13 protein-coding genes are annotated in these 16,160 nt (G+C 65.6%); 4 read left to right on the top strand and 9 right to left on the bottom strand.

What is annotated here, in order from left to right; genetic code table 11:
* The first annotated feature begins 104 nt into the window (after window positions 1–104).
* On the top strand, window positions 105–1,133 hold the full coding sequence (gene tsaD, locus AWB81_RS12160) for a tRNA (adenosine(37)-N6)-threonylcarbamoyltransferase complex transferase subunit TsaD (protein ID WP_062635694.1): 1,029 nt from the start codon (window positions 105–107) through the stop codon (window positions 1,131–1,133).
* An 8-nt stretch (window positions 1,134–1,141) separates the two neighbouring features.
* On the opposite strand, the gene AWB81_RS12155 is transcribed toward tsaD, so the two are convergent.
* Together AWB81_RS12155 and AWB81_RS12150 are read right to left on the bottom strand one after the other, a co-directional pair.
* Window positions 1,142–1,768, bottom strand: coding sequence for a glutathione S-transferase family protein (locus AWB81_RS12155; protein WP_062635541.1), 627 nt, complete (start codon window positions 1,766–1,768; stop codon window positions 1,142–1,144).
* Between the two features lie 53 nt (window positions 1,769–1,821).
* Window positions 1,822–3,063, bottom strand: a complete 1,242-nt coding sequence (locus AWB81_RS12150) for an MFS transporter (protein WP_062635539.1) — start codon at window positions 3,061–3,063, stop codon at window positions 1,822–1,824.
* A gap of 103 nt (window positions 3,064–3,166) precedes the next feature.
* On the opposite strand from AWB81_RS12150, the gene AWB81_RS12145 reads away from it, so the two are divergent.
* Window positions 3,167–4,063, top strand: a complete 897-nt coding sequence (locus AWB81_RS12145; RefSeq protein WP_062635537.1) for a LysR substrate-binding domain-containing protein — start codon at window positions 3,167–3,169, stop codon at window positions 4,061–4,063.
* A 51-nt stretch (window positions 4,064–4,114) separates the two neighbouring features.
* On the opposite strand, the gene folE2 is transcribed toward AWB81_RS12145, so the two are convergent.
* The 4 genes from folE2 to AWB81_RS12125 form a co-directional block, all read right to left on the bottom strand.
* Window positions 4,115–4,918, bottom strand: a complete 804-nt coding sequence (gene folE2 / locus AWB81_RS12140) for a GTP cyclohydrolase FolE2 (protein WP_062635535.1) — start codon at window positions 4,916–4,918, stop codon at window positions 4,115–4,117.
* A 163-nt stretch (window positions 4,919–5,081) separates the two neighbouring features.
* Window positions 5,082–6,995 (bottom strand): 1-deoxy-D-xylulose-5-phosphate synthase, encoded by a 1,914-nt coding sequence (gene dxs / locus AWB81_RS12135; protein ID WP_062635533.1) that lies wholly within the window; start codon window positions 6,993–6,995, stop codon window positions 5,082–5,084.
* A gap of 77 nt (window positions 6,996–7,072) precedes the next feature.
* Window positions 7,073–7,960, bottom strand: coding sequence for a polyprenyl synthetase family protein (locus AWB81_RS12130; RefSeq protein ID WP_062635531.1), 888 nt, complete (start codon window positions 7,958–7,960; stop codon window positions 7,073–7,075).
* Window positions 7,957–8,274 (bottom strand): exodeoxyribonuclease VII small subunit, encoded by a 318-nt coding sequence (locus AWB81_RS12125; protein ID WP_062635528.1) that lies wholly within the window; start codon window positions 8,272–8,274, stop codon window positions 7,957–7,959. The genes AWB81_RS12130 and AWB81_RS12125 overlap by 4 nt, the downstream gene beginning before the upstream one ends.
* Before the next feature lie 319 nt (window positions 8,275–8,593).
* Here AWB81_RS12125 and AWB81_RS12120 point away from each other — a divergent pair, with 319 nt between their 5' ends.
* Together AWB81_RS12120 and AWB81_RS12115 are read left to right on the top strand one after the other, a co-directional pair.
* Window positions 8,594–9,700, top strand: a complete 1,107-nt coding sequence (locus AWB81_RS12120; RefSeq protein ID WP_062635526.1) for an aromatic ring-hydroxylating oxygenase subunit alpha — start codon at window positions 8,594–8,596, stop codon at window positions 9,698–9,700.
* Window positions 9,701–9,903: 203 nt separating this feature from the next.
* Entirely contained in the window at window positions 9,904–10,773 is an 870-nt protein-coding gene (locus tag AWB81_RS12115) for a sulfurtransferase (RefSeq protein WP_062635524.1), read from the top strand.
* Between the two features lie 24 nt (window positions 10,774–10,797).
* On the opposite strand, the gene AWB81_RS12110 is transcribed toward AWB81_RS12115, so the two are convergent.
* The 3 genes from AWB81_RS12110 to polA all read right to left on the bottom strand — a co-directional run bounded on the left by AWB81_RS12110 (window position 10,798) and on the right by polA (window position 16,160).
* A complete protein-coding gene (locus tag AWB81_RS12110; RefSeq protein ID WP_062635692.1) occupies window positions 10,798–11,673 on the bottom strand; it encodes a dienelactone hydrolase family protein in 876 nt (291 codons plus the stop codon).
* A 198-nt stretch (window positions 11,674–11,871) separates the two neighbouring features.
* The gene (locus tag AWB81_RS12105; protein WP_062635522.1) at window positions 11,872–13,209 is read right to left on the bottom strand and encodes an NAD(P)/FAD-dependent oxidoreductase; all 1,338 of its coding nucleotides are present in this window, start codon (window positions 13,207–13,209) and stop codon (window positions 11,872–11,874) included.
* 212 nt (window positions 13,210–13,421) lie between these two features.
* Window positions 13,422–16,160, bottom strand: coding sequence for a DNA polymerase I (polA, locus tag AWB81_RS12100; RefSeq protein WP_062635520.1), 2,739 nt, complete (start codon window positions 16,158–16,160; stop codon window positions 13,422–13,424).

Raw genomic sequence — 16,160 nt, 5'->3', positions numbered from 1 at the left:
CATTGTAACCGGCGCTAACCGGCGCGCCTGCCGCGACGCCGCTGGCGGGAACGCGAGAATGGCCCCGCTGCTATACTTTCATGTTCCCTAAACTGTTGATTCCCATGCTAGTTCTAGGCATCGAAAGCTCCTGCGACGAAACCGGCCTCGCGCTCTACGACACCGGGCGCGGCCTGCTTTCGCACGCGCTGCATTCGCAGATCGCGATGCATCGCGAATACGGTGGGGTCGTGCCGGAACTGGCTTCGCGCGATCACATCCGGCGCGCGTTGCCGCTGCTCGAACAGGTGATGACGGAAGCCCGCGTCGGACGCGGCGACATCGACGCCATCGCGTTCACGCAGGGCCCCGGCCTCGCGGGCGCGCTGCTGGTGGGCGCGAGCGTCGCGAATTCGCTTGCGATGGCGTGGGACAAGCCGACCGTCGGCATCCATCACCTCGAAGGGCACCTGCTCTCGCCGCTCTTGGTCGACGAGCCGCCGCCGTTTCCGTTCGTGGCGCTCCTGGTCTCGGGCGGGCATACGCAGCTGATGCGCGTGACCGACGTCGGCGTGTACGAAACGCTGGGCGAGACGCTCGACGACGCCGCCGGCGAAGCGTTCGACAAGACCGCGAAACTGCTCGGCCTCGGCTATCCGGGCGGCCCGGAAGTCTCGCGGATGGCGGAGTTCGGCACGCCGGGCGCGGTCACGTTGCCGCGTCCGATGCTGCACTCCGGCGACCTCGATTTCAGCTTCAGCGGCCTGAAAACCGCGGTCCTCACGCAGAGCCGCAAGCTTGGCGCGAATGTCTGCGAACAGGCGAAGGCGGATCTGGCGCGCGGTTTCGTCGATGCCGCCGTCGACGTGCTCACCGCGAAGTCACTCGCCGCGCTAAAGGCAACCGGACTTTCGCGGCTCGTGGTCGCGGGCGGCGTGGGCGCGAACCGGCAATTGCGCGAAGCGCTGTCGGCGGCGGCGAAAAAGCGCCGCTTCGACGTGCACTATCCCGACCTCTCGCTCTGCACCGACAACGGCGCGATGATCGCGCTTGCCGGCGCGCTGCGTCTGTCGCGCTGGCCGGAGCAGGCCGTGCGCGACTACGCGTTCACCGTCAAGCCGCGCTGGGATTTGACCTCGCTCGCGGCCGCCTGAACCTCCATTCAGCTCGGCGGATTGAACGGCTGGACGATCGCCTGAAACGCCGGTAGCGCCTCGCAGCGGTCGGAATGCGCGATGAGCGTCGGCCAGCGCGTCGCCGTGAAGAGCGCCGGATGCGCCTCGCGCGCAAATCGCAGCGCGCAGGCCACCGTGATGTCGGCGTGACCGATGGCGTCGCCGAACCACCAGGGCGTGGCGCGTGCCGCGCGGTCCGCTTCCAGCACGTCCATCACACGCTCCACCTGTCCCGTGCAGCGTTCCACCCACACCTCAGATTTCTCCTTGTGCAGCACGCGCTCGTAGACCAGCGCGACGGCCTTGTCGCCGAGACCCGTCGCCAGCGCGCAGACCTTCTGCGCCTGACGCCGCGCGGGCCCCGACGCGGCCATCATTCGCCTTTGCGCGCCCGCTTCCTCGTCGAGATAGTCGAGGATCATCGCGCTCTCGATCAGCACTTCGCCTGAATCGAGCACGAGCGTCGGCACGCGGATCAACGGGTTGAACGGCGCGATCTTCGCGGCGTCGCCGAAGACCGACCACGGCTTCTGCTCGAAAGGCATCGCGTAGAGCGTCAGCGCGACGCCGACGCGTCGCACGAACGGGGAATCGTATTGGCCGATCAGGATCAAGGTCTGGCTCCGTCCCATGCAAGATGGTTGCTGATTATTTTGGGACAGCCAGTTTAAGGTCGCCGGGGCTTCGGAAACAATGGATAGGCGCCGAGCGCGCACAGCCCTGCCACGAACCAGACCGCGCCCCACGAGCCTGCCGCGAGCAGGTGTGGAATCGCGAGCGGCGTCACGAAGAGTCCGGCGTAGACCGCCGTGTTCGCCATGCCGAGCGCGGTTCCGGCGCGCGCGGTGCCGGCGAGCGTCGCGAGTTCGGTGTACGCGACCCCGTGCCACGCCGACACGCAGATACCCGCGAACGCGACGAGCGCCATCAGCAGCGTGCCGGACGCGTCGAATCCTTCGAGCGCCGCCGCGAGCACGGCGAACGATGCCGCCGCGACGAGCGTCGAGCCGCGCATATACGCGCGCCGGTTGCCGCGACGGTCGGTGTAGCGGCCGCTCCAGACGCGCATCGCCATTGCGCCGGCCTGCACGACGGCCATCGTCCCGCTGATCGCGGCGATGCCGAGGTGCGCGGCGTCGTGGAGGAACACGGTCGCGAAGGTGAGCACGGCCATCTGCGGCGAACAGAGCAAACCGATGCCGAGCACGACGCGCCAGATTTGCGTGTCGCGCAGGGGTTCGGCCTCAGGCGCAGGGGCGCGTGCGACGCCTGCCGAAGTCTGCGCAAACGACGGCTCGTGCAGCCACCGCCAGGCGAACGCGCCCGATACCGCGCACATCGCCGCAAGCACGCCGTAGACGGCCGCGAATCCGTGCGATGCCGCGAGCCACGGCAGTACGAGCGCGCCCAATCCGCCGCCGAGCGGCACGGCCGTCTGACGGATGCTCATCGCGAGTCCGCGCTCGCCTTCGCGAAACCATGCCATGACGGCGCGTCCGCTCGACCCGTTGACGCTGCCGCCGACGAGCCCGGTCAGGCACATGCCGAACACCAGCCAGCCGAGCGCGGGAACCGGATGGCCGCCGTGCGGCACGACGAAGAGCGCCATCGCGAAGAGCGCGGCGGCGGTGGCCGCGAGGCCGGCGAGGAGCACGGGCCGGTCGCCCCAGCGGTCGGTCAGCATGCCCCACGGCAATTCCGACACCGCGACGCCCAGCCCCATGGCACCGAGTGCGAGGCCAAGTTCCGCGTTGCCGAGGTGATAGCCCGAGCGCAGCCAGACGGCCGTCGTCGGAATGCCGGCCGAAGCCGCCGAAAAACTCGCATTGGCGGCAACTCCTACGCCCAGCACCTTCCATCGATGCGACTCGCCGCGCGCCGCCGTCTGCCATGTAAGCGGTGTTGCCATGATCCTGCTCTCCCGAAATTGACCAGATGAGTTTCCCGCTTTACCATCGTCCTGAATATCAGAAAGTTTGGTACGCACCATTCGACAAAACAGGACGATTGCGATGAACCAGATTTCGTTCGATCTCGCGGTGTTGCGCAGCTTCGTCGCGGGGATGGACCTCGGGAGTTTTGCGAAGGCGGCGGATCGCGTGGGGCGCTCGACGTCGGCCGTTAGCGCTCAGATTCGCAAGCTGGAGGAACAGGCGGGCACGACGCTGTTTCGCAAGTCGGGACGCGGGCTCGCGCTGACCGAAGCCGGCGAGGTCATGCTGCGCTACGCGCGCCGCCTGGTCGAACTGAACGACGAGGCCGCCGTTGCGATGCGCGGCGTCGATCTCGAAGGCTGGATAAGGCTCGGCTTGCAGGAGGATTTCGGCGAAGTCGTGCTGCCGGACGTGCTCGGGCGCTTTGCGCGCGCGCATCCGAAGGTGCGCATCGAGGCGCGGGTGGCGCGCAACGCCGATCTGCTGGAACGGATCGCAACGAATCAGCTCGATCTCGCGCTGGTCTGGGGCGCGCCCGCTTCGGAACTCGCCGAGCCTGTCGCCGTGTCGCCGATGAGCTGGATCGGATCGTCGAGCCTGCCGTGGACGCGCGACGACGACGAACCGTTGCCTCTCGTCGCGTTCGACCGGCCGTGCGTGTTTCACAGCGCCGCGACCGCAGCGCTCGACCGCGCGGAAATCAAATGGCGCGTGGCCTTTACGAGTCCGAGTCTGGCCGGCTTGTGGGCAGCGGCTGCGGCCGGTCTCGGCGTCACGGTGCGCACGCGCTACGGCTTGCCGTCGACCGTGCGCGCGCTCAGTGAAGGCGAAACCGGCCTGCCGCCCCTCCCGACCATTCCGCTTGCGTTGCAACGCGCTTCGGCGGTGGCGCCGGCGCCGGTCGAGCGGCTTGCGTCGATCGTGCTGGATTCGGTGCGCGGCGGCCCGCTCGCGTGGGAAAGGGCGGCGGCATGAAAAAAGGCCGATCGTCAGATCGGCCTTTTCGAAGTCACACGCTCGCGCGAATCACACGCGCTTGTCGCGCTCGATCACCGCATAGGCGCTGTGATTGTGAATCGACTCGAAGTTCTCGGCTTCAAGCGTGTACGCGACGACGCGCTCGTCCGCGTTGAGCCGCGTCGCGACGTCGCGCACGAGGTCCTCGACGAACTTCGGATTCTCGTAAGCGCGCTCGGTCACGAATTTCTCGTCCGGGCGCTTGAGCAGGCCCCAGAGTTCGCACGACGCTTCCTCTTCGGCGATCCGGATCAGATCCTCGACGGGCAAATCGCCCGCCAGCTCGGCGGTAATCGTCACGTGCGAGCGCTGGTTGTGCGCGCCGTATTGCGAGATTTTCTTCGAGCACGGGCACAGGCTCGTCACCGGCACGAGCACCTTGAGCGACAGCCGCGTCGCGCCGTCGCGCAGTTCGCCCGCCAGCGTGACTTCGTAGTCCATCAGGCTCTCGACGCCCGAAACCGGCGCCGTCTTCATCACGAAATACGGAAACGTCACTTCGATGCGACCCGCCTGCGCTTCGAGCTTCGCGAGCATCGAATCGAGCATCGCGCGAAACGCGGCCTGGTCGAGCGGCGCGCGGTGCTCGTCGAGCAGCGCGACGAAACGCGACATGTGCGTGCCTTTTTGCTCGGCGGGCAGATGCACGTCGAGATTCCACACGCCAACGCTCGGCTGCACGTCGCCGCTTTGCGTGCGCACGGTGAGCGGATAACGCACGCCCTTCACGCCTACGCGCTGGATCGGAATCTGGCGGATGTCGGGCGTGCTCTGCACGTCGGGCATCACGAAGGCGGGATTCATCTGATTCATCTTGTTATGTCCTTGCGAACCGGGCGCGTGGGCCGGGGCGGCGCGCGGTGTCAACGGTATGGCGGAATGCGGTAACGCGCTGCGGTCGCTCAGGCAGCACGTCATATCGATGTCACGGACGCGGCGCGCGTTCCCCGGGCGCGCCGCTCATATCGGAATCGGTTCAGGCGACGCGCTTGGTCAGCTTGCCCGCGGCGCTGTCGACGTCGGTCAGAAAGCGCTCGCGAATCGATTTCGCGATGCCCGCGCCATCCAGCCCGACGCTCGCGAGCAGCTTGACGGGGTCGCCGTGATCGATGAACACGTCCGGCAGGCCGAGTTGCAGCACCGGCTTGATCACCGAACTGGCGAGCAGCGCCTCGACGCACGCCGAACCCGCGCCGCCCATGATCGCCCCTTCCTCGATGGTCACGAGCGCGTCGTGGGTCGCGGCGAGTTCGCGCAGCAAGTCGGCGTCGATCGGCTTCACGAAGCGCATGTTGGCGACGGTGGCGTCGAGTTCCTCGGCGGCGGCAAGCGACGGCGCGACCATCGTGCCGAACGCAAGGATCGCGATGCGCTTGCCCGAGCCGAGCTTCTGCGTCGATTCGCGGCGGATTTCGCCCTTGCCGAGCGGAATCGCGGTCATCTGCTTGACGGTCGCGACGCCCGTGCCCGCGCCCCGCGGATAGCGCACGGCGGCCGGTCCCGGCTGCTGGAGTGCGGTGTAGAGCATCTGGCGGCATTCGTTTTCGTCAGACGCGGCCATCACCGTCATGTTCGGGACGCAGCGCATGAAGGCAAGATCGTAGTTGCCCGCGTGCGTCGCGCCGTCGGCGCCGACGAGGCCCGCGCGGTCGATTGCGAACACCACCGGCAGGTTTTGCAGCGCGACGTCGTGGATCAACTGGTCGTAGGCGCGTTGCAGGAACGTCGAATAGATCGCGACGACCGGCTTCATGCCGTCGGCGGCGAGCCCGCCCGCGAACGTCACGGCGTGCTGTTCGGCGATGCCGACGTCGAAATAGCGGTCCGGGAAGCGTTTCTCGAACTCGACCATGCCGGAGCCCTCGCGCATCGCGGGCGTGATGCCTACGACGCGCGAATCCTGCGCGGCGGCGTCGCAGAGCCACTCGCCGAAGACCTGCGTATAGGTTTTCTTCGACGGCGCCGTCGACGGCTTGATGCCTTCGGCCGGATTGAACTTGCCCGGGCCGTGATAGAGCACCGGATCGGCTTCGGCGAGCTTGTAGCCCTGGCCCTTCTTCGTCACGACGTGCAGGAATTGCGGACCGCGCAGTTCCTTGATGTTCTGCAGCGTCGGGATCAGCGAATCGAGGTCGTGGCCGTCGATCGGGCCGATGTAGTTGAAGCCGAATTCCTCGAAGAGCGTAGCCGGCACGATCATGCCCTTGGCGTGCTCTTCGAGCTTGCGGGCGAGGTCGAGCATCGGCGGCGCGACGCGCAGCACGCGCTCGACGCCGGCGCGCGCGGCGGCATAGAAACGGCCAGACATCAGCCGCGCGAGATGGCGATTCAGCGCGCCGACCGGCGGCGAAATCGACATGTCGTTGTCGTTCAGGATCACGAGCAGCGGCACGTCGTCTTCGACGCCCGCGTTGTTCATCGCCTCGAAGGCCATGCCGGCGGTCATCGCGCCGTCGCCGATCACGGCGATCGAAAAGCGGTTGTCGCCCTGCAATTTGCTCGCGATCGCCATGCCGAGGGCCGCCGAAATCGACGTGCTCGAATGCGCCGTGCCGAACGTGTCGTACTCGGACTCGCTGCGGCGCGGGAAGCCGGAAATGCCGCCGAGCTGGCGCAGCGTCGGCATCTGTTCGCGGCGGCCGGTCAGGATCTTGTGTGGATAGGTCTGATGGCCGACGTCCCAGACGATGCGGTCACCGGGGGTGTCGAATACATAGTGCAGCGCGATCGTCAGCTCGACCGTGCCGAGATTCGACGACAGATGACCGCCCGTTTGCGACACGCTGTCGAGCACGTAGGCCCGCAGTTCGTCGGCAAGCGGCTGCAGTTGGCGGCGATCGAGGGCGCGCAGGGCGGCCGGATCGTCGATGGTTTTCAGCAAGTCGTACATCGTCGTCCCATTGTAGGAAAACTGGCGTGGTCCGGCGGCGCAATCAGAGGCCGCCGGCGGATTCACGCATTCAACGTTCAGTGCACCCGGTTCACGACCAGGTCGGCAAGTTCGGCGAGGCGCTTTGCGCGCGGGCCGAACGGTTCTAGCGCGGCGTGCGCGTCGCGGCGCAGTTGCGCGGCGAGTTCGCGCGACGCTTCAAGTCCGATGATCGACACGTAGGTCGGTTTGTCGTGCTGCGCGTCCTTGCCCGCGGTTTTGCCGAGGGTGGCGGAGTCGGCGGTGACGTCGAGGATGTCGTCCACCACCTGAAATGCGAGACCGACGGCTGCCGCGTAGGCGTCGAGCGATGTCAGCGCCGCCGCGTCGGGCGTGGTGCCCGCGAGCGCGCCCATGCGCACCGACGCGCGCAGCAGCGCGCCCGTCTTCTTCCGATGCATCGTTTCGAGTTCCGGCCGCGACAGCTTCCGTCCGACGCTCTCGAGATCGATCGCCTGCCCGCCCGCCATGCCGAGCGAGCCGCTCGCGACAGCCAGTTCGCGCACGAGCGCGGCCTGCTGCGCATCGTTCAGACCATTGTCAGCGGCCGTCAGCGCAACGAACGCCTGCGACTGCAATGCATCGCCGACGAGGAGTGCCGTCGCTTCGTCATATTGCACGTGTACGGTGGGCTTTCCGCGACGCAACGCGTCGTCGTCCATTGCGGGCATGTCGTCATGCACGAGCGAATACACGTGGATCATCTCCAGCGCGGCGCTGGCCGTTTCGACCGCCTGCGCACTCGCGCCGGTCAACTCGCCGGCCGCGTGGCAGAGGAGCGGACGAACGCGCTTGCCGCCGCCAAGGACCGCGTAGCGCATCGCTTCGTGCAGCCTGGCCGGCGCGACGCCGGTGCCCGGCAGATAGTGTTCGAGTGCCGTCTCGACACGGTCGAGACAGGCGCGCATCCATTGTTCGAATGTCATAGATCGTCCCCGTTGCCGGCCGTCGTTCCGTTGCCCTCGCTCGCGCGCCGCACGTCCGCGGGCAGCGCTTTGAGCGTTTCGCCGTCGAGCACGCGAACCTGCTGCTCGACTTTTTCGAGCTGCTGCTGGCAAAAGCCGACGAGCGCCGCGCCCCGGCGGTAGGCCGTGAGCGATTCCTCGAGACTCAGGTCTCCGCCTTCCATGCGCGCGACGAGCCCCTCGAGTTCTGTCAGCGCCGCTTCGTAATTCTCCGGGAGAGCCGTGCCGCTGTCGCCTGACGCGCTGGCGGCTTCCTCTGTTGCGGTTTTCGCCATGAATCGTTGGTGTGGAATCGAATTTTTGGGAACAAGTCGCACATTCTACGGCAAAAGCCGGTTTTCCGACCTCCACGCCGTCGCGCGCTATACGCACCGGGCCTTCCGCGCTTGCGCGAGCGCCCGTCCCGTCCGCGTGCGAGTGTCCGAAAACGCCGCCAATTCCTCGCCGGATCCCCGGAACTCCGGGCCCGAATCTGACCCAAACCAGGACCTTGGCGCCCCAGCAAAGGGGATTTGGGTATAATCGCGGGCTCCCTAAATCGATTTTTCGATGGTTGGGTTGTTCACTGCTTTCACGTTTTCATCGGGAGTGGGAATGTCCAATCTGAGCAATGCATTGCAGTTGAAGGCTGTCCATAGCCAACTGCCAGTCACGGCTTACTTTGACGAAGCGCTTCTGACGCGCGAACTCGAAACACTTTTCAAGCAGGGTCCTCGTTATATCGGGCACGAACTCATGGTTCCCGAAGCGGGGAGCTATTTCGCTTTGCCCGGCGAGGGCGAAGGGCGCGTGCTCGTGCGCAACCAGCAATCGCAGATCGAATTGCTGTCGAATGTCTGCCGCCACCGGCAGGCGATCATGCTCAACGGGCGCGGCCGCGCGGACAACATCGTCTGCCCCCTGCATCGCTGGACTTACGACCTCAATGGCGAACTGCTCGGCGCGCCGCATTTCGCGGACAAGCCCTGCCTGAATCTCGGCGCCACGCCGCTGCAGAACTGGCAGGGCCTGTTGTTCGAGGCCGAGGGCCGCGACGTCGCGGCCGATCTCGCACGTCTTGGCACCGCGAAGCATTTCGACTTCTCGGGCTTCATGTTCGATCACGTCGAAGTCCACGAGTGCAATTACAACTGGAAGTCCTTCATCGAGGTGTACCTGGAGGATTACCACGTTGCGCCGTTCCATCCCGGCCTCGGCAGCTTCGTCTCGTGCGACGACCTGACCTGGGAATTCGGCGACTGGTACAGCGTGCAGACTGTCGGCGTGCACAAAAACCTGGAAAAACCGGGCAGCCCGACGTACCGGAAATGGCACGACGAGGTGCTGAAATTCCGCAACGGCAAGCCGCCCGAATTCGGCGCGATCTGGATGGTGTACTACCCCGGTCTCATGATCGAGTGGTATCCGCACGTGCTGGTGGTGTCGTGGCTGATTCCGCGCGGCGCGCAGAAGACGACGAACATCGTCGAGTTCTATTACCCCGAGGAGATTGCGCTCTTCGAGCGCGAGTTCATCGAGGCGGAACGCGCCGCGTACATGGAAACGGCTCGCGAGGACGACGAAATCGCCGAACGCATGGACGCCGGCCGGCGCGCGCTGATGTCGCGCGGGGAATCGCAGGTCGGGCCGTACCAGAGTCCGATGGAATCGGGCATGCAGCATTTCCACGAGTTCCTGCGGCATCAGCTGGGCGAAATTTGAGGCGCGTGCCGCGCTCATGACGAAAAAAGCCGCGTTCAGCAATGAACGCGGCTTTTTGCATTTCCGGCGGATGGCCGCCTTGAAGAACGGCAGTCCGACTTCCCCCTTTGAGCGCGTCTTTTTTGTTTAGACTTAGTGTACCCACTACTCGAAAGCGCCCGCCCTTCTTTGCAAGGCAAGCCGGGCGAGCATCAGGAGCCGTCATGCCGCACACTCACCACACCACGCTCATTTCCGCCGCCAATCTCGCCGAACGGCTCGCCGCCGCGCCGGGCAGCGTGCTCGTCTTCGACTGCCGCTTCGATCTCGCCGCCCCCGAGGCGGGCGCTGCCGCTTACGCGGCGGGCCATCTGCCGGGCGCTCATTACCTGCATCTCGATCGCGATCTGTCGGGCGCGAAGACAGGCACGAACGGACGGCATCCGCTGCCGGATCGCGCGGCGCTCGTCGCGAAACTCGCGGGTTTCGGGCTGAACGAAGGCCAGCAGGTCGTCGCCTATGACGCAGAGGGCGGAATGTACGCCGCGCGTCTCTGGTGGCTCCTGCGCTGGCTCGGTCACGATTCGGTCGCGCTCGTCGACGGCGGCTTGCAGGCGTGGGAAGCCGCCGGCCAGCCGCTCGACACTCAGGTGCCGCCGCGTTCGACGGGCAATTTCAAGGCGGGCAAGCCGCTTGCTGTGACGGTCGATGTCCACGCGGTCGAACGCAACCTGACGACGCGCGACCACATGGTGATCGACGCGCGCGCCGCCGACCGCTATCGCGGCGAAAACGAAACCATCGATCCCGTGGGCGGCCACATCCCGGGCGCGCTGAATCGCTTCTTCAAGGACAACCTGACCGACGAGGGCCGTTTCCGGACAGCGCACGAACTGCGCGACGCGTTCGGTGCGCTGATCGGCAAGACGCCGCCGGATCGCGTCGTGCTCCAGTGCGGCTCGGGCGTGACCGCCTGCCACAACGCGCTCGCGATGGAGATCGCGGGGCTGCACGGCGCGGCGCTCTACGGCGGCTCGTGGAGCGAGTGGTGTGCGAACCCGTCGCGACCCGTGGCGACGGGCGCGGCAGCCTGATCCGCGACACCGTGCGCGGCGCCGCTACTTCACGCCGTGCTTCTTGAACCACGCGACGGCACGGCGCCAGCCGTCCTCGGCGTCGGCCTTGCGATAGCTCGGGCGATAGTCGGCAAAAAACGCGTGCGGCGCATCGTCGTAGACGACGAACTGTGAGCCGCGCGCGACCGCTGGACCGCTTGCGATCGCCTGCTTCATCTGCTCAAGGGTGTCCTGCGGGATGCTCGGGTCCTGCTTTCCATAGAGGCCGAGCACAGGCGCCTTCAACTCGGCGACGTTGTCGATCGGAAAGCTCGGATTGTTGGCCGTCTTGTCGCCGGTGACGCGCCCGTACCAGACCACAGCGGCCTTCAGGCGCGGATTGTGTTCCGCGTAGAGCCATGTGTACTTGCCGCCCCAGCAGAACCCGGTGACGCCGAGCTTGTTCAGATCGCCGCCGTGCTCGCCTGCCCATTTCGCGGTGGCGTCGATGTCCGACATCACCTGCGAGTCCGGCACCTTCGAAACGATCTGGTCGCTGATCTGCTGGATCGACTTCAGGCTCGTCACGTCGCCCTGCCGGGTGTAGAAGTCCGGCGCGATCGCCAGATAGCCGAGCTTCGCGAAGCGCCGGCAGACATCGGCGATATGTTCATGCACGCCGAAAATCTCGTGGATCACAATGATCACCGGCAGCTTCGTCTTGCCCTTCGGCTGCGCGCGATAGGCGGGGACGAGCGTGCCGTCTGCGCCGCGCACGCCGATGGGGCCGGCTTCGAGGCCGTCGCTGTCGGTATGGATGGTTTGCGCCGAGACGGGCAGCACGGCGGCGGCGAAGCCGGTGCCGAAGGTGGCCTTGATGAAGGTGCGGCGGTCGAACGGAACGTGCGGGATGAGGCTGTCGACTTCAGGCTTAAGCATACGAAGCTCCTGCGGCAAACGCCGCCAAGGGCCGCCGGCTGCATCGCGCCGGACGACGCTGGAATCGGAGACCGCGCGCCGTTCCCCGGAATGCGACGACGCGTGGCGCTGCATGGCAAGAAGCGCGGCGCAACCTCGGACCGCGCCTCGAACTGCGCGCCCGAAGGCGCGCCGCTCATTCTAAACAGCTTTGAACCCTCAGTGCAGCTTGACGCGCGGCGCGGTGGAACGGCGCAGCCAGTGCGCGAAGGTATCGAGCACCATGCGCGGATAGCCATGCAGCGCCGCGATGTGCAGCCGGTACAGCGACATGTACATGAAGCGCGCGAAGAGCCCCTCGATCAGCATGTTCCCGCCGATCAGCCCGCCCATCAGGTTGCCGACCGCGCTGTAATGCCCGAGCGACACGAGCGACCCGAAGTCGCGATAGGTGTACTCCGGCAGCGGCTTTCCTTCGAGCCTGCGAGCAAGCGATTTCATCAGGAAGCTGGCCTGCTGGTGCGCGGCCTGCGCGCGCGGCGGCACGTTGCGCTCGTTGCCGGGCCAGGCGCAGGCAGCGCAGTCGCCGATAGCGAAGATGTCGTCGTCGATTTCGGTTTGCAGCGTGCGGCGCACGATCAGCTGGCCAAGGCGATTGGTCGGCAGGCCGTCGAGTTCGCCGAGCACCGCCGGCGCCTTGATGCCCGCCGCCCACACGGTCAGGTCGGCGCGAATCGTCTTGCCACTCGCCGTGCGGATCGAATCGCGCGAGACTTCCGCGACGGTTTCGCTCGTCATCAGCGTGACGCCGAGCTTGGTGAGCAGTTCGGCAGTCGCCGTCGAGACACGGTCCTGCAATGCCGGCAAAATGCGCGGCCCCGCCTCGATCAGCACGATGCCGATGTCGTGCTTCGGATCGAGCTTGTGCAGCCCGTACGCCGACAGCACGTGCGCCGTGTTGCGCAATTCCGCCGACAATTCGACGCCCGTCGCGCCCGCGCCGACGATCGCCACCTGAATGCGCGGCTGTCTCGGCTGCCCGACGACGTCCGGCTCCGGCGGCCGATGCTCCGCGCGCATGCAGGCCGCGATCAGGCGCTTGCGAAACAGCTCGGCCTGACCGACGGTATCGAGCGCGATCGAGTTTTCCTGCGCGCCCGCGACGCCGAAAAAGTGCGTCGTGCTGCCGATGGCGACGATGAGCGTGTCGTATTCGAGTTCGCGCTGCGGAATCAGTTCGCCGGCTTCGTCGTCACGCAACGCGCCGACCGTGATGCGCTTTGCCCGGCGATCCAGCGCGACCAGTTCGCCCTGCGCGAACTCGAAGCCGTGCCACAGCGCCTGCGCCGCGTATTCGAGTTCCTGCGTGAACGGGTCCATGCTGCCCGCCGCGACTTCGTGCAGGAGCGGCTTCCAGATGTGAGTGGGATTGCGGTCGATCAGCGTGATCTGCGCTTCGGGGGTCTTCTTCCGGTCGGTGGAACCATAGCGATCGCCAAGACGCGTGGCAAGCTCAAGTCCTCCGGCCCCTCCTCCAACGATGATGAAGCGATGCATAGAACTCTCCCTTGTCGACCGGAGTTTGCGGTTTAACGCTTACTCTGGTCCCATGCCACATGGTTGCTTGTCGTTGCTTCGTCTTTATTACGACTCGTTTGATTCTTCGGACATCGGCATGCGTGCTCGCCTCGACGGACATTGTGCGCGCCGTTGCAGCGCACTCACAAGCCCGCTCGCCGCATGCCCGGCATGCGGCGGTCCCTCAAAGGTCAGTGGGCTTCCTCCCAGTTTGCGCCCGCGCCGACTTCGGCGACGAGCGGCACCTTGAGCGTCGCGACGCTGCACATCAGTTCCGGCAGACGCTTGCGCACGTCCGACAGTTCTTCCTCGGGCACTTCGAGCACGAGTTCGTCGTGAACCTGCATGATCATCTTAGACTTCACGTTCGACTGTTCCAGCCAGTCCTGCACGGCGATCATCGAAAGCTTGATGAGGTCGGCGGCGGTGCCCTGCATCGGCGCGTTGATCGCCGCGCGCTCGGCCGCTTGCCGGCGCGGCCCGCTGCCGCCGTTGATCTCGGGAAGCCACAGGCGCCGCCCGAACACGGTCTCGACGAAGCCGTTCTGCTTCGCGCTCGTGCGCGTGTTTTCCATGTAAGCTGCGACGCCCGGATAACGCGCGAAGTAGCGGTCGATGTAGAGCTTCGCGGCATCGCGCGTGATGCCGAGATTTGACGCGAGCCCGAACGAACTCATGCCGTAGATGAGACCGAAGTTGATGACCTTCGCGATGCGCCGCTGATCGCTGGATACTTCGATCGGCGTGACGCTGAAAATCTCCGACGCGGTCGCGCGATGCACGTCCTCGCCCGCGGCGAACGCGCGCATCAGCGATGCGTCGCCGGAGATGTGCGCCATGATGCGTAGCTCGATCTGCGAATAATCCGCCGACACGATCCTGCTGCCCGGCGGCGCAATGAACGCCTCGCGGATGCGCCGGCCTTCGCCTGTGCGCACGGGGATGTTCTGCAGGTTTGGCTCGTTCGACGACAGGCGGCCGGTGACCGCCACCGCCTGCGCATAGTTCGTGTGCACGCGGCCCGTGGCGGCGTTGACCATGCGCGGCAGCTTGTCGGTATAGGTGGACTTCAGCTTCGACAAGCCGCGATGCTCGAGCAGGATCTTCGGCAGCGGATAGTCTTCGGCGAGCTTCTGCAGCACTTCTTCATCGGTGGAAGGCGCGCCGCTCGGCGTCTTCTTCACGACCGGCAACTGCAGCTTCTCGAAGAAGATCTGCCCGATCTGTTTCGGCGAGCCCAGATTGAATTCGCCGCCCGCGAGTTCATACGCGATGCCTTCGAGTTCGATCAGGCGCGTCGCGATCTCGCTGCTTTGCTTCTGCAGCTTCTCGCGATCGATCAGCACGCCGTTGCGCTCCATCTTGCGCAACACGCGTGCGGTAGGCAGCTCGATGTCGCGATACACGCGCAGCAGCCCTTCTTCCTCCGCGACCTGCGGATACAGCGCCTGATGCAGGCGCAGCGTGATGTCGGCGTCTTCGGCGGCATACTGCGAGGCCTTGTCGAGCGCGACTTCGTCGAAGCCGATCTGCGATGCGCCCTTGCCCGCCACGTCTTCGTACTTGATCGTCTTCACGCCGAGATGGCGCAGCGCGAGGTTGTCCATGTCGTGCGGACGATGCGACTCCAGCACATACGACTGCAACAGCGTGTCGTGTTCGACGCCGTTCAGTTCGATGCCGTAGTTCGCGAGCACCTGCTCGTCGTACTTCAGATGCTGACCGACCTTCTTCTTCGATCCGTCTTCGAGCCACGGCTTGAGTTTCTGAAGCACTTCATCGCGCGGCAACTGGTCGGGCGCATCCGGCCCGCGATGCGCAAGCGGAACATATGCTGCGTGTCCCGGCTCGACCGACACCGACAACCCCACGATCTGCGCGACCATCGGATCGAGCGACGTGGTCTCCGTATCGAACGAGGTCAGCCCGGCGGCATCGATCTTCGCGAGCCATGCGTCCAACTGCTCCCAGGTCTGCACGGTCTCGTAGTGATGGACGATCTCCGTGGCCTCGGCGGGCGGCGTGTCGGTCGGGCCTTCCACGGCATCGGCGATCTCGACTTCGCGCAGCCACGTCTTGAAGCCGTGGCGCGTGAAGAGGTCGCGCAGTTCGTCGCGTGCTTCGGGACGGCTTGGCAAGGTGGTTTCGATCAACTCGATCTGCGCGCCCAGATCGCATTCCGTGTGCACGGTGACGAGCTTTTTCGCCATCGGCAGGAAGTCGAGAGCCTTGCGCAGATTGTCTCCTACCGCACCTTTGATCTCCCCTGCATGTGCGACGATGCCATCGAGGGTTTCGTATTGTGCGAGCCATTTCAAGGCCGTCTTGGGCCCGCACTTCTCGACGCCCGGCACGTTGTCGACCGTATCGCCGATGAGCGACAGGTAATCGACGATCCGCTCCGGCGGCACGCCGAATTTGTTCAACACGCCGGCACGGTCGAGCGTCTCGTTGGTCATCGTATTGATGAGGGTGACACGATCAGTCACGAGCTGTGCCAAATCCTTGTCGCCCGTCGACACGATCACCTTCATGCCGCGCTTCTCGGCCGCGACCGCGAGCGTGCCGATGACGTCGTCGGCCTCGACGCCTTCGATCATCACGAGCGGCCAGCCGAGCGCACGCACGGTCACATGGATGGGCTCGATCTGCCGGGAGAGGTCATCGGGCATCGAGGGCCGGTTGGCCTTGTAGTCGGCGTACCAGTCGTCGCGGAACGTCTTGCCTTTGGCGTCGAATACGCACGCGCTATACTCTGCATTGATTTCGCGCCGCAAGCGGCGCAGCATGTTGATCATGCCATACAGCGCGCCAGTCGGCCCGCCATCGGGGCCGCGTAAATCCGGCATCGCATGGTAGGCCCGGTAGAGATAGCTAGAACCGTCGACCAATAGCAGGGTCTTACCTTCAAGACTTAGTTCTTCAGGCAT

The organism is Caballeronia arationis (assembly GCF_001544975.2).
Lineage (GTDB): Bacteria > Pseudomonadota > Gammaproteobacteria > Burkholderiales > Burkholderiaceae > Caballeronia > Caballeronia arationis.
The sequence above is the reverse complement of the archived record's forward strand: the minus strand, read 5'-3'. Positions and strand labels throughout refer to the sequence as shown.

Coding starts and splice junctions, on each gene's coding strand:
- tsaD (WP_062635694.1), top strand. CDS start 105: ATGCTAGTTCTAGGCATCGAAAGCTCCTGCGACGAAACCGGCCTCGCG.
- AWB81_RS12150 (WP_062635539.1), bottom strand. CDS start 3,063: ATGGCAACACCGCTTACATGGCAGACGGCGGCGCGCGGCGAGTCGCAT.
- AWB81_RS12145 (WP_062635537.1), top strand. CDS start 3,167: ATGAACCAGATTTCGTTCGATCTCGCGGTGTTGCGCAGCTTCGTCGCG.
- folE2 (WP_062635535.1), bottom strand. CDS start 4,918: ATGAATCAGATGAATCCCGCCTTCGTGATGCCCGACGTGCAGAGCACG.
- dxs (WP_062635533.1), bottom strand. CDS start 6,995: ATGTACGACTTGCTGAAAACCATCGACGATCCGGCCGCCCTGCGCGCC.
- AWB81_RS12130 (WP_062635531.1), bottom strand. CDS start 7,960: ATGACATTCGAACAATGGATGCGCGCCTGTCTCGACCGTGTCGAGACG.
- AWB81_RS12125 (WP_062635528.1), bottom strand. CDS start 8,274: ATGGCGAAAACCGCAACAGAGGAAGCCGCCAGCGCGTCAGGCGACAGC.
- AWB81_RS12120 (WP_062635526.1), top strand. CDS start 8,594: ATGTCCAATCTGAGCAATGCATTGCAGTTGAAGGCTGTCCATAGCCAA.
- AWB81_RS12115 (WP_062635524.1), top strand. CDS start 9,904: ATGCCGCACACTCACCACACCACGCTCATTTCCGCCGCCAATCTCGCC.
- AWB81_RS12110 (WP_062635692.1), bottom strand. CDS start 11,673: ATGCTTAAGCCTGAAGTCGACAGCCTCATCCCGCACGTTCCGTTCGAC.
- AWB81_RS12105 (WP_062635522.1), bottom strand. CDS start 13,209: ATGCATCGCTTCATCATCGTTGGAGGAGGGGCCGGAGGACTTGAGCTT.
- polA (WP_062635520.1), bottom strand. CDS start 16,160: ATGCCTGAAGAACTAAGTCTTGAAGGTAAGACCCTGCTATTGGTCGAC.